General features: G+C 63.9%; 11 protein-coding genes and 1 pseudogene. 1 reads left to right on the top strand and 11 read right to left on the bottom strand.

Features of this window, described 5'->3' with window-relative positions; translation table 11 throughout:
- Positions 1-74 precede the first annotated feature (74 nt).
- From odhB to mdh, 7 genes and pseudogenes are all read right to left on the bottom strand, one after another.
- The gene (gene odhB / locus FJ950_RS21070; RefSeq protein WP_140618315.1) at positions 75-1,352 is read right to left on the bottom strand and encodes a 2-oxoglutarate dehydrogenase complex dihydrolipoyllysine-residue succinyltransferase; all 1,278 of its coding nucleotides are present in this window, start codon (positions 1,350-1,352) and stop codon (positions 75-77) included.
- Positions 1,353-1,384: 32 nt separating this feature from the next.
- Positions 1,385-4,369: a 2-oxoglutarate dehydrogenase E1 component gene (locus FJ950_RS21065; RefSeq protein ID WP_140618313.1), complete on the bottom strand. Its 2,985-nt coding sequence runs from the start codon at positions 4,367-4,369 to the stop codon at positions 1,385-1,387.
- A gap of 144 nt (positions 4,370-4,513) precedes the next feature.
- The gene (gene sucD, locus FJ950_RS21060; protein WP_023784122.1) at positions 4,514-5,416 is read right to left on the bottom strand and encodes a succinate--CoA ligase subunit alpha; all 903 of its coding nucleotides are present in this window, start codon (positions 5,414-5,416) and stop codon (positions 4,514-4,516) included.
- A gap of 11 nt (positions 5,417-5,427) precedes the next feature.
- A pseudogene (locus tag FJ950_RS21055) lies at positions 5,428-5,926 on the bottom strand (DUF1579 family protein).
- Between the two features lie 3 nt (positions 5,927-5,929).
- A complete protein-coding gene (locus FJ950_RS21050; protein WP_140618311.1) occupies positions 5,930-6,301 on the bottom strand; it encodes a cupin domain-containing protein in 372 nt (123 codons plus the stop codon).
- A gap of 4 nt (positions 6,302-6,305) precedes the next feature.
- Positions 6,306-7,499, bottom strand: coding sequence for an ADP-forming succinate--CoA ligase subunit beta (sucC, locus tag FJ950_RS21045; RefSeq protein ID WP_140618309.1), 1,194 nt, complete (start codon positions 7,497-7,499; stop codon positions 6,306-6,308).
- A gap of 46 nt (positions 7,500-7,545) precedes the next feature.
- Positions 7,546-8,514 carry a malate dehydrogenase gene (gene mdh, locus FJ950_RS21040; RefSeq protein ID WP_015315009.1) on the bottom strand — a complete coding sequence of 323 codons (969 nt, stop codon included), beginning with the start codon at positions 8,512-8,514 and terminating at the stop codon, positions 7,546-7,548.
- A 212-nt stretch (positions 8,515-8,726) separates the two neighbouring features.
- Here mdh and FJ950_RS21035 point away from each other — a divergent pair, with 212 nt between their 5' ends.
- Positions 8,727-9,155, top strand: coding sequence for a GNAT family N-acetyltransferase (locus tag FJ950_RS21035; protein WP_140618307.1), 429 nt, complete (start codon positions 8,727-8,729; stop codon positions 9,153-9,155).
- Between the two features lie 72 nt (positions 9,156-9,227).
- Here FJ950_RS21035 and FJ950_RS21030 read toward each other — a convergent pair whose 3' ends face one another.
- From FJ950_RS21030 to ftsY, 4 genes are read right to left on the bottom strand one after another with little or no spacing between them, the layout of a single operon-like run.
- Positions 9,228-9,767: an NADPH-dependent FMN reductase gene (locus tag FJ950_RS21030; RefSeq protein ID WP_140618305.1), complete on the bottom strand. Its 540-nt coding sequence runs from the start codon at positions 9,765-9,767 to the stop codon at positions 9,228-9,230.
- A 36-nt stretch (positions 9,768-9,803) separates the two neighbouring features.
- Complete coding sequence (locus FJ950_RS21025) at positions 9,804-10,424, bottom strand: pyridoxamine 5'-phosphate oxidase family protein (RefSeq protein ID WP_015315006.1); 621 nt, start codon at positions 10,422-10,424, stop codon at positions 9,804-9,806.
- 19 nt (positions 10,425-10,443) lie between these two features.
- Positions 10,444-11,118, bottom strand: coding sequence for a septation protein A (locus FJ950_RS21020; protein ID WP_015315005.1), 675 nt, complete (start codon positions 11,116-11,118; stop codon positions 10,444-10,446).
- A 58-nt stretch (positions 11,119-11,176) separates the two neighbouring features.
- Positions 11,177-13,069, bottom strand: a complete 1,893-nt coding sequence (gene ftsY / locus FJ950_RS21015; RefSeq protein WP_140618303.1) for a signal recognition particle-docking protein FtsY — start codon at positions 13,067-13,069, stop codon at positions 11,177-11,179.
- Positions 13,070-13,078: the final 9 nt, after the last annotated feature.

Genomic DNA, 13,078 nt, shown 5'->3' with positions numbered 1-13,078 from the left:
ACAACCCGTTTGGTGGCTCCGAGCAAGCGAGCCATCATTGGCCGCTCTTTGCCGCAAGCCGCCATCCGACCGCCTCACAGATCGAGCACCAGCCGCTCCGGATCCTCCAGGCTTTCCTTGACCCGCACCAGGAAGGTCACGGCTTCCTTGCCGTCGACGATGCGGTGATCGTAGCTGAGCGCCAGGTACATCATCGGCCGGATCACGATCTGGCCGCCGACCACAACCGGCCGGTCCTGGATCTTGTGCATGCCCAGAATGCCCGACTGCGGCGCATTGAGGATCGGCGTCGACATCAGCGACCCGTAGACGCCACCATTGGAGATGGTGAAGGTGCCGCCTTGCATGTCGGCGACCGACAGCTTGCCGTCGCGCGCTGCGATGCCCAGCCGGCCGATATCCTTCTCGATCTCGGCGATCGACATCTGGTCGGCATCGCGCACGACCGGAACCACGAGACCCTTTTCGGTGCCGACCGCGACACCGATATGGGCATAGTTCTTGAAGATGATGTCGGTGCCGTCGATCTCGGCATTGACCGAGGGGATTTCCTTCAGCGCGTGGGTGACCGCCTTGGTGAAGAAGCCCATGAAGCCGAGCTTCACGCCGTGCTTCTTCTCGAAAACGTCCTTGTACTTCGTCCTGAGCGCCATCACCGCCGACATGTCGACTTCGTTGAAGGTGGTCAGCATGGCGGCGGTCGACTGCGCCTCCTTCAGGCGGCGCGCGATGGTCTGGCGCAGCTTGGTCATGCGCACGCGCTCCTCGCGCGATGCATCCTCGCCCGACGACGGTGCCCGAACCGCGATCGGTGCCGGCGCTGCCTTTGGCGTCTCGGCCGGCTGCGACGGCGCACCCTTGGAGATGGCATCCAGCACGTCGCCCTTCAGCACTTGGCCGCGCTTGCCCGAGCCGGAGAGCTGGTCGACCGACAGATTGTTCTCGGCGATCAATTTTGCCGCCGCCGGCGCCGGCGGCATGGTGCGCGGCTCGACCGGTCCGGCATCGCCGGCAACCTTGGCGGTCTCGGCCGCGGCCTGCTTGGTGGTGGATGCCGCGTCGGGGCTGGACGCCTGCGCGACCGCTTGCGGCTTGGTCGCGGGAGCAGCCGCGCCACCGGCCGAAATCGACCCGAGCAGGGCGCCGACGCCGACCGTCTCGCCTTCCCCAACCGTGATTTCACCGAGCGTCCCGGCGGCGGCGGCGGGCACCTCTATCGTCACCTTGTCGGTTTCGAGCTCGACCAGCGGTTCGTCGGCGGCAATGGCATCGCCGACCTTCTTGAACCATTTGCCGACGGTCGCTTCGGTGACGGATTCGCCGAGTGTGGGAACGCGGATTTCGGTAGCCATTGTGCCTGTCCGTTCTTTCGGTTCTGTTCTGCTTATTCGCCGAGCGCGTCTTCGAGCAAGGCGGCGAGCTGGGCGAGGTGCTTCGACATCAGCCCGGTCGCCGGCGAGGCGGCCGCCGGACGGCCGGTGTAGCGCACCCGCTGATGTTTGGCGTCGATATGCGCCAGCACCCATTCCAGATACGGATCGATGAACGACCAGGCACCCATGTTCTTGGGCTCCTCCTGGCACCACACCATCTCGGCGTTGCGGAAGCGTGACAGCTCGGTGATCAGCGCCTTGGCCGGGAACGGATAGAGCTGTTCGACGCGCAGCAGATAGATGTCGTTGATGCCGCGCTTCTCGCGCTCTTCATAGAGGTCGTAATAGACCTTGCCCGAGCACAGCACGACGCGGCGGATCTTGGAATCCTTGGTCAGCTTGATCGCCTGGTTGGGCAACAGCTGGGCGTCGTCCCACAGCAGCCGGTGGAACGAGCTTTCGCCCGAGATTTCCGGCAGCGTCGACACCGCCCGCTTGTGGCGCAGCAGCGACTTCGGCGTCATCAGGATCAGCGGCTTGCGGAAGTCGCGCTTCAGCTGTCGGCGCAAGATGTGGAAGTAGTTGGCCGGCGTCGTGCAGTTGGCGACTTGCATATTGTCTTCGGCGCAAAGCTGCAGGAAGCGCTCCAGCCGGGCGGAAGAATGTTCCGGGCCCTGGCCTTCATAGCCATGCGGCAGCAGGCAGACGAGGCCCGACATTCTGAGCCACTTGCGTTCGCCCGACGAGATGAACTGGTCGAACACGACCTGGGCGCCGTTGGCGAAGTCGCCGAACTGCGCCTCCCACAAGGTCAGCGCCTTCGGCTCGGCCAGGCTGTAGCCATATTCGAAGCCCAGCACCGCTTCTTCCGACAGCATCGAGTTGATGACTTCGTAGCCGGCCTGCGCCGCCGACAGATTGTTGAGCGGGATGTAGCGGGTCTCGTCGCGCTGGTCGTAGAGCACGGAATGGCGCTGCGAGAAGGTGCCGCGCTCGGAATCCTGTCCGGACAGCCGGATCGGATTGCCGTCGAGCAGGATCGCGCCGAAGGCCAGCGCCTCGGCCGTCGACCAGTCGATGCCTTCGCCGGACTCGATCGCCTGACGCCGGTTTTCGAGGAAGCGGATGATCGTCTTGTGCGCTTCGAAGCCCTTCGGCACCTCGGTCAGCTTCTTGCCGATTTCCTTCAGCGTCTTGACCGGTACCGCGGTCTTGCCGCGCCTTGTCTCGTCCTGGTTGTCGGCCGTGCGCAGGCCTGACCAGGCGCCGTCGAGCCAGTCGGCCTTGTTGGGCTTGTAGTGCTGGCCGACTTCCCATTCGGCTTCCAGATGCGCGCGCCAGTCGGCCTTCATCTGATCGAGCTCGGCCTGGGTGATGTGCCCTTCGGCGATCAGGCGATCGCCATAGATCTGCACCGTCGTCTTGTGGGCGCGGATGTTGCTGTACATGAGCGGCTGCGTGAAGGCCGGTTCGTCGCCCTCATTGTGGCCGAAGCGGCGGTAGCAGAACATGTCCACGACCACCGGCTTATGGAACTTCATGCGGAATTCGATCGCCACCTTGGTGGCGTGCACCACAGCCTCCGGATCGTCGCCATTGACGTGAAAGATCGGTGCCTCGATCATCTTGGCGACATCGGACGGATAGGGCGATGAGCGCGAGAAGCGCGGATTGGTGGTGAAGCCGATCTGGTTGTTGATGATGAAGTGCAGCGTGCCGGCGACGCGGTGGCCACGCAGGCCCGACAGGCCGAGGATCTCGGCGATCACGCCCTGGCCGGCGAAGGCGGCGTCGCCATGCAGCAAGAGGGGCAGCACCTTGGCCCGCTCTTCCAGCGGAACGATCTCTTCGCGGCCGCGGCCGAACAGGGAATCCTGCTTGGCGCGCGCCTTGCCCATCACCACGGGATCGACGATCTCCAGATGCGAAGGGTTCGCCGTCAGCGAAAGGTGAACCTTGTTGCCGTCGAACTCGCGGTCCGACGAGGCACCGAGATGGTACTTCACGTCGCCCGAGCCCTCGACCTCGTCGGGGGCCGCCGAGCCGCCCTTGAATTCGTGGAAGATGGCGCGGTGCGGCTTGGCCATCACCTGGGAAAGCACATTGAGGCGGCCGCGATGGGCCATGCCGAGCACGATCTCCTTCATGCCGAGCTGGCCGCCGCGCTTGACGATCTGCTCCAGCGCCGGGATCAGCGATTCACCGCCGTCGAGACCGAAGCGCTTGGTGCCCTTGTACTTGACGTCGATGAACTGCTCGAAGCCTTCCGCCTCGACCAGCTTCTGCAGGATCGCCTTCTTGCCGGTGGCGGTGAACGAGATCTCCTTGTCGGCGCCCTCGATGCGCGCCTGGATCCAGGCCTTTTCCTCGGGATCGGAAATATGCATGAACTCGACGCCGAGCGTCGAACAATAGGTGCGGGTGAGGATCTCCAGCATCTGCCGGATGCTGCCGAATTCGAGCCCCAGCACATTGTCGAGGAAGATCGGCCGGTCGTAGTCGGCTTCGGTGAAGCCGTAATTTTCCGGCGACAGTTCGTTGTAATCCTCGAGCGTGTTGATGCCGAGCGGATCGAGATTGGCGTGCAGATGGCCGCGCATGCGGAAGGCGCGGATCATCATGATGGCGCGCACGGAATCACGTGTCGCCTGGTGCACATCGGCGTCGGACAGCACGACACCGTTGGTGACGGCCTTGTCCTTGACCTTCTTTTCCAGGTGCTTTTCGACGATGCCCCAATTGCCGTCCAGCGCCGACACCAGCTCGCCATTGGCCTGCAGCGGCCAGGATGGTTTCGCCCACGAAGCGCCCTTGGCGTTCCTGCGCACATCGCCGGCATCGTCCTTCAGTCCGGCGAAGAACTCCTGCCACTCGGGATTGACCGAGGCGGGATCGTCCTCATACGCCGCGTAGAGAGCGTCGATGTAATCGGCATTGCCGCCATAGAGGAAAGAGGTGAGCGAAAATTGGTCGTTGGCCTGATCTTGTCTTGCCATGTCGTTTCAGCGGAGCCTGGCTCCGTCTCCTTTCGAGGGAACGGTGAGTAGCCGGTAGTGAGTGGAAAATGGAATTTTCCACTCAGTTGCTACTCACCCGTTCTTCCCTTCTTCACTACTGACTACCTGCTACTCACTACTGGCTTAACCCTTGATCGCCTCGACCAGCGTCGTGCCCAGCCGCGCCGGCGACGGCGAAACTTTTATCCCGGCCGATTCCATCGCCGCGATCTTGTCTTCCGCCCCGCCCTTGCCGCCGGAGATGACCGCGCCCGCATGGCCCATGGTGCGTCCGGCCGGCGCCGTGCGCCCGGCGATGAAGCCGGCCATCGGCTTCTTGCGACCACGCTTGGCTTCGTCCTTGAGAAACTGCGCGGCGTCTTCCTCGGCCGAACCGCCGATCTCGCCGATCATGATGATCGACTTGGTCTCATCATCGGCCAGGAACATCTCGAGCATGTCGATGAACTCGGTGCCCTTGACGGGGTCGCCGCCGATGCCGACGGCGGTGGTCTGGCCGAGGCCGACATTGGTGGTCTGGAACACAGCCTCATAGGTAAGTGTTCCCGAGCGCGAAACAACGCCGACCGAGCCCTTGCGGAAGATGTTCCCGGGCATGATGCCGATCTTGCATTCGTCGGGGGTAAGCACGCCCGGGCAGTTCGGTCCGATCAGCCGCGAGGCCGAGCGATCGAGCCGCGCCTTGACCTTGATCATGTCCATCACCGGAATGCCTTCCGTGATGCAGACGATCAGCGGGATCTCCGCCTCGATCGCCTCGATGATGGCTTCCGCGGCGCCCGCCGGCGGCACGTAGATGACGGAGGCGTTGGCGCCTGTTTTTTCCTTGCCTTCGGCGACAGTGGCGAAGATCGGCAGGCTCTCGCCTTTCGAGCCCGTCCAGGTCTCGCCGCCCTTCTTGGGATGGATGCCGCCGACCATCTTTGTCCCGTGATAGGCCAGCGCCTGCTCGGTGTGGAACGTACCGGTCTTGCCGGTCAGGCCCTGCACCAGCACCTTGGTATTCTTGTCGACGAGAATGGACATGGTCGCCCTTTTTAAAAACCGTTGATCGAGGAAGGCGAGACGCGCCGGTAGACGCCGCTCACCATGTCTTGCCAGCCATCGCTGCCGGCGGGTTTGAAATGCAATCGCATGCGGTAGGTGTCGGCGTCGTCGAAAACATACGTCACCCTCGCAAGGCCGCGCGGCGACGACCGCTCCAGCACCAGCTCGCTGCCGTTCCATGTGCCCGTGGCGGGCGAGGACGGAACAAAGCCCATCGAATTCGAACTGGTGCATGGTGACGACGCTGTTCTGCTGGTCGAAGCCGAATACATTGTGCGCGCCGAAGGAGACCGTGCCATCGCGGCGCTGTTTATAGCGCTGCACCACGAACAGACCGCCGAACTGTGCTTCCGCTGTCACTTCGCTCGTCGCCATGCCGCCATCGGCCCACTGCGTATCCGCCACCTCCTCCTCGCCGCGCCAAGCACCGACCAAAGCCTGCAGGAGCTGGTGATCGGCCGAGAGCGAAGAGAAGGATGAGGCGTTCATCGGTCAGAGCCGCTTCAGATGGGCGACCGTCAGATCGCTCTTGGCATTGCCGGTGTTGAGTGTCGTCGCCGGTTCGAACATCAGCACCACCGGCTCTGATGTCAGCGAACGCGGCCGATGCTCGACGCCGCGCGGTACGACGATGAAGTCGCCCTCGCCGAGCTCGATCGGCCCGTCGCGGAAATCGATGGCGATCCTGCCGCGCAGCACGAGGAAGGCTTCGTCTTCATTGTCATGCGCATGCCAGTCGAAGACCTCGCCGAACTTGGCGACCTTGGCCTGGCTGTCATTCACGTCGCCGGCGATATGCGGATCGAAGACCTCAGTGATGGTCCGATCCGCCGCCTCGACCAGGTTTATCTTGCGTGGAGGCACCGGCTCAGCCCTTCACCGCCGCCACGATCTTCTTGGCCGCGTCGTCGAGATCGTCCGCCGAGACGACGTTCAGGCCGCTGTCGTTGATGATCTTCTTGCCAAGCTCGGCATTGGTGCCTTCCAGGCGCACGACCAGCGGCACCTTGAGCCCGACTTCCTTGACCGCGGCAATCACACCCTCGGCGATGATGTCGCACTTCATGATGCCGCCGAAGATATTGATCAGGATGCCCTTGACCGCCGGATCCCTGGTGATGATCTTGAACGCCGCCGTCACCTTCTCCTTGGAAGCGCCGCCGCCGACATCGAGGAAGTTGGCGGGTTCGGCGCCATAGAGCTTGATGATGTCCATCGTCGCCATGGCAAGGCCGGCGCCGTTGACCATGCAGCCGATATTGCCATCGAGCGCGACATAGGCGAGGTCGTATTTCGACGCCTCGATCTCCTTCTCGTCCTCTTCTGACGTGTCGCGCAGTTCGAGCACATCTGGGTGGCGAAACAGCGCGTTGTTGTCGAACGACACCTTCGCGTCGAGCACGCGCAGATGCCCATCCTTCATGACGATCAGCGGGTTGACCTCGAGCAGGCTCATATCCTTCTCGACGAAGGCCTTGTAGAGGATCGGGAACAGCGTGCCGCCATCCCTGGCCGCGTCGCCGTCGAGCTTCAGCGCATCGTTGAGCGCCTTGACGTCCTCAGCCGTAACGCCCTTTTCCGGATCGATGGCGACGGTGATGATCTTTTCCGGCGTGTCGTGCGCGACGCCCTCGATGTCCATGCCGCCCTCGGTCGAGACGACAAAGGCGATGCGGTCGACCGAGCGGTCGACCAGGATGGAGAGATAGAGCTCACGCTCGATGTCGGCGCCGACCTCGATATAGAGGCGGTTGACCTGCTTGCCGGCCGGGCCGGTCTGCTTGGTCACCAGCGTATGGCCGAGCATCTCGTTGGCGTTGGCGACCACCTCGGCGACGGACTTCGCCAGCCGCACACCGCCCTTGGCGTCGGCGCCGAGTTCCTTGAATTTGCCTTTGCCGCGGCCGCCGGCATGGATCTGGCTCTTCACCACATAGAGTGGGCCGGGCAGCGCCTGTGCAGCGGCTTCCGCCTCGCTTGCCTTGAAAACCGGCACGCCTTCGGCCACCGGCGCGCCAAAGCTCTTCAGCAGCGCCTTGCCTTGATATTCATGGATGTTCATCGGGAACTATCTCCAGGTCGTTTTGCCGGGGTGACGTTTGGGCGGGTTATTTCGAGGCGAGCTGCGGCGCGATCTTGACGCAGGCCTCGGTCAGGCCCTGCACGGTCGCCACCGATGCCTCGAACATCTTCTGCTCGGCCTTGTTAAGGTCGATCTCGATGACGCGCTCGACACCGCCGGCGCCGATCACCACGGGCACGCCGACATAGGTACCCTTGACGCCATACTGGCCGGAGAGGTGTGCCGCGCAAGGCAGCACGCGCTTCTTGTCCTTGAGATAGGATTCGGCCATCTGGATCGCCGAGGCCGCCGGCGCGTAATAGGCCGAGCCGGTCTTCAGGAGGCCGACGATCTCGGCGCCGCCGTCACGGGTGCGCTGCACGATCTGGTCGAGCTTTTCCTTCGAGGTCCAGCCCATCTTGATCAGGTCGGGAAGCGGAATGCCCGACACCGTGGAATAGCGGATCATCGGCACCATGGAATCGCCGTGGCCGCCGAGCACGAAGGCGGTGACGTCCTCGACCGAAACCTTGAATTCCTCGGCCAGGAAGTAGCGGAAGCGCGCGCTGTCGAGCACGCCGGCCATGCCGACGACATGGGTCTTGGGCAAGCCCGAAAACTTCTGCAGCGCCCACACCATGGCGTCGAGCGGATTGGTAATGCAGATGACGAAGGCCTTCGGCGCGTACTTCTTCAGCCCTGCGCCGACCTGCTCCATGACCTTCAGGTTGATGCCCAGCAGGTCGTCGCGGCTCATGCCCGGCTTGCGCGGCACGCCGGCGGTGACGATGCAGACATCGGCGCCCTCGATGCCGGCATAGTCGTTGACGCCGGTCAGCCGGGAATCGAAACCATCGACCGGCGACGACTGCGCGATATCGAGCCCCTTGCCTTGCGGGATACCCTCGGCGATATCGAACAGGACCACGTCGCCGAGATCCTTGAGGCCGATCATGTGGGCGAGCGTGCCGCCGATCATGCCAGAGCCGATAAGCGCTATCTTGTTGCGTGCCATGTGAGGATGATTTCCCTTTGTCTGTGACGCGCCAACACGGCGTCGAGGAAGAGCCGGACTGCTGCGGGGAACCGCGAATTTCCCGCACCCAATAACTCTGGTGCGGGATAAATTCAAACGATTATTTCGACCCCTGCATTTTCAATCGGTTAGTGTCTTTGGGATTTACGTAAACGTCAAAGTTTGTAAGCCGACTTGGGAGAATTTACACAATGGCGATTGAGATCAGAAGGCTTTATCCCGGAGATGACGCCCTTGTGATGCGGATTGCCGACGACGTGTTCGACGAGCCGGTGCGGCCCGATCGCCTGGCAAGCTATCTCGCGCAATCGGGCCATTTCATGATCGTGGCCCTGGCCGAGGACGTTGTCGTCGGCCAATGCGCGGCGGTCATGCACCGCCATCCGGACAAGGCGCCCGAACTCTATGTCGACGAGGTCGGCGTCTCGCCAGCCTTCCAGCGCCAAGGCATCGCGCGCGGAATGCTCGACGCCATGTTCGCGCTCGGTCGCGAGCATGGCTGCGAAGAGGCCTGGGTCGGCACCGAGCCGGACAATCTGCCCGCCCGCGCACTTTATGGCGGGCGCAAGGAGGCGCATGGCGAGGCGGAGACCTTTGTGATGTACGTCTATCGGCTGTAGCGATTGGCCGACGCCTCCGGTCCTTCCAGGACGACGACACGATGGCGTCCGCTCAATTTGGCGCGAGTCCGCTCAAATTTGGCGCGAGCGGATGAAGGCCGCGAAGGCTGACAGGCCATCGCAAATTGTCCGCACGTTTGCCGGCTCTCGCAGGATACTTTCAACCTCCGCCGGCTTCTTGCCGAGGAGCGAAACCTCGAGCATGGCCTCTTCGCAAAGCGCGAACGACATGGTGCGCATGATCTCCGCCAGCGCCGCGCGGGCGTAGAGAGAGCGTGGCGACGCGTGCGCCAGCATCGCCGGCTTGCCCACGGCGGCGTCACGCGAGACCAGCCAGTCGAGCGCATTCTTCAGCCCGCCAGGCACGCCATGGGCATATTCGGGACAGGAGACGACGACACCGTCCGCGCCGGTGACGGCCTCGATCAGATCGGAGGCCTCGCGCGGCGTCCGCTCGCCCTCGTCGTCGGGGTTGAAGATCGGCAGCCGGCCAAGCCCGTCATAGACGGTGACGCGACAGCCCGCTGGCGTGTTCAGCGCCAGTGCCGCGACTAGGGCCGAATTGGTGGAGGCCGCCCGCAGGCTGCCGGATATCGCAATGAGGTTGAGCAAGGCGGACCAGTCCAGACGAATCGGGGGGCGACAACCCTACCACATCGTCTGTTTGTACTCGCCGTCGAGCCAGCGGTCGGTCGCCTCGGCCGAATCGGCCAGTGCCAACTGGTCGCGCAGGATCTGGCCGAGCGTCGGCAGCGTGGCGCGATCATGCCAGCTGTCGGGCTTCCACAAATCGGAGCGCATGAAAGCCTTGGCGCAATGCATGTAAGCGGCCTTGACTACGATCACGATAACGCTTTGCGGCTCCTTGCCGTCGACCGCAAGGCGCTCGCGCAAGGTGGCATCGACGGTGATGCGGGCATCGCCATTGACGCGCAGCGTCTCGTTCATGCCTGGTATGAGGAAGAGCAGCCCGACCGAGGGATTGCGGATGATGTTTTCCAGCGTATCCAGCCGGTTGTTGCCGGGCCGGTCGGGGATGGCGATGGTGTTCTCGTCGAGAATGGCGGCGAAGCCGGGCTTGTCGCCTTTCGGGGTCACGTCGGCATTGCCTTCGCCATCGGACGAGCCGATCAGCACGAATGGGCTCTTGCCGATGAAGGAGCGGCAATGGGCGTCCAGCGCCTTCAATTCCTTGCGGATCGAGCCATCGGTCGGGCGCGGCGTCTTGTAGATCGTCCGCAGCTCGTCCTGGGTGGTGACGAATTCCATGGCTCTCCCCTTTACAGCCTTATTTGCCGACTTTCTCTTCGCCGCCGGCCTTGTCGTCCAGCGAGTGGCGCAGGATCAGCGGCATCTGGCTGAAGGTGAAAAGAAGCGTGATCGGCATGATGCCCCAGACCTTGAACGTAACCCAGGCGTCGGTGGAAAAATTCCGCCAGACGACTTCGTTGACGAGGGCCAGGAACAGGAAGAACAGGCCCCAGCGGAAGGTGAGCTTGCGCCAGCCTTCGGCATCGAGCTTGAATGCGGACTCGAAGACATAGCCGAGCAGCGAGCGGCCGAAATACAGGCCGCCAAGCAGCACGCCGCCGAACAGCGTGTTGACGATGGTCGGCTTCATCTTGATGAAGATATCGTCCTGCAGATAAAGCGTCAGCGCGCCGAAGATGAAAACGACGACCCCCGACACCATCGGCATGATCGGCAAGGTGCGGGTGAGCAGCCATGAGGCGATCAGCGCGATGGCGGTCGCGGCCATGAACAGGCCTGTGGCGACGAAGATCGGGCCGCCGAATTCAGCCAGCACGGGCAATTTCTGCGTCAGCCACTCGCCGCGCGCATTGGCGAAGAAGAAGACGAGCAGCGGCCCGAGCTCCAGCGCCAGCTTGAGCACGGGATTGATGCCTTCCTTCTTCTCTTTCTGCGGGTCGGACGGATCGCGTTCGAGAATGGGTGGGTTCATGGTTTCCTTCTAACGCACGATCCAATCCGGAAGCCTCACTTCCGGCATCGTGCCTTGTTCAAGCCACTCCAGCGATCGCCCTGGCGAATTCGCTTGCGGAAAACGGTTCGAGGTCGTCGACCTGTTCGCCGACGCCGATGAAATAGACCGGCAATTTATGTTTTGCCGCGATCGCCACCAGAATACCGCCCCGCGCCGTGCCGTCCAGCTTGGTCATCACCAGGCCGTTGACGCCGGCGATATTGCGGAAGATCTCGACCTGGTTGAGCGCGTTCTGGCCGGTCGTGGCGTCGACCGTCTGCAGCACGGTGTGCGGCGCTTCGGGATCGAGCTTGCCCAGCACGCGGACGATCTTTTCCAACTCCGCCATCAGTTCGGTCTTGTTCTGCAGCCGGCCGGCGGTGTCGATGATCAGCACGTCGGAGCCGGCTTCCTTTGCCCGCTCGAAGGCATCGTAGGCGAGACCGGCGGCGTCGGCGCCGAGCTTGGAAGCAATGACGGGCGATTTCGTGCGCTCGCCCCAGATCTTCAGCTGCTCGATCGCGGCGGCGCGGAACGTGTCGCCGGCGGCCAGCATCACCGACAGGCCGCCATCGGTCAGCTTGGCGGCGAGCTTGCCGATGGTCGTGGTCTTGCCGGTGCCGTTGACGCCGACCACCAGGATGACATGCGGCTTGTGCGAGAGGTCAAGCTCGAGTGGTTTCGCGACCGGGGCGAGCACCTTCTCCACCTCGGCCGCCATGACGGCGCGCACTTCGGTATCGGAAACATCCTTGCCGTAGCGGCTGGCGGCCAGTGAATCGGTGACGCGCAGCGCCGTTTCGACGCCCAGATCGGCGCGGATCAGCACGTCCTCCAGGTCCTGCAGCGTCTCCTCGTCCAGCTTGCGCTTGGTGAAGACGCCGGCGATGTTGCCGGTCAGTTCGCGCGAGGACCGGGCTAGCCCGTCCCGCATGCGCTGGAACCAGGATTGCCTCGGCGCCGGTTCCGGCGCCTTCTGTGGCTCGGCCTTCTGCTCGACCTTCCTGGCGACCGTCACCTTGCCGGGAACGGGTCTTGGCTCCGGGGTGGGCCGCGGGACCGATTGAGTCTCGGGCGCGACCTCGGCAACGACCGGCTGCGTCTCGACCGGTGCAGGCTGGCGAATGGGAGGGGCGATTTCAGCTGGTGGCGCTTCGCGCCCCGCTTCGACGGCAGGTCCGCCCTTTCCTTCATGCTCTCCCCGCAAACCGGGCGAGGACGGTGCTGGAGCCCCTTCCTTCGCCTCGTCCCTATACGGGGAGAAGGTGCCGGCAGGCGGATGAGGGGCAGCGCCGGCCTCTGAAGGCTGCCCGACGGCGGCCGCCGACGGAGGCACTTCAACCGGCGACGCCGGCGGCACCTCGACCGGTGCGGGTATCTCGGCCGGCACTTCGACTGGCGGCGTCGGCACTTCGACGGGCGCGGGTTCCGGTCGCCTCTCCGGACGCGAGGGAACGATCTCCGGCTCCGATGGCGCCGGCGGGATCTCCTGCGGCTGGGGTTCGGGCGTGGGCTCGGGAGCAACCGGCGGCGGCGGGACCTCTTCGGGCGCGGGCGGTTCAGGTGTCTCGGGCGCGGGTGCCGGTTTCTCTTCCGGCGCAGGCTCCGGCTGCCGCTCCGGTTCTGACGGAACCGTCGGCTCCGGCGCGGGCGGAATGGTCGGCGCAGGTTCGGGTGTGGGTTCCTCGGGTGTGGGTTCCTCGGGCTGCGGCCCGGGCGCGGCCTCGACCGGAGCAGACACGGTCGCCGGCACGGCTTCCGTCACAGGCTCCTCGCGCTTCAAAAACTCCGGCACGGCCTGCTCGGCCGCCGGCTTCAGCGCGTCGAGCTGGTCCCATTTGATCGGCGGCAGCGGGGCGGTCTCGTCGATGCGCTCCTCGACCACCTCCTTCTTGCCGAACGAAAATATCTTCTTGAAAAAACCAGCCATGCTTTTGTG

The organism is Mesorhizobium sp. B2-3-14, assembly GCF_006442175.1.
Taxonomy (GTDB): Bacteria; Pseudomonadota; Alphaproteobacteria; order Rhizobiales; family Rhizobiaceae; genus Mesorhizobium; species Mesorhizobium australicum.
This window is presented reverse-complemented; position numbering and strand designations above follow the sequence as displayed.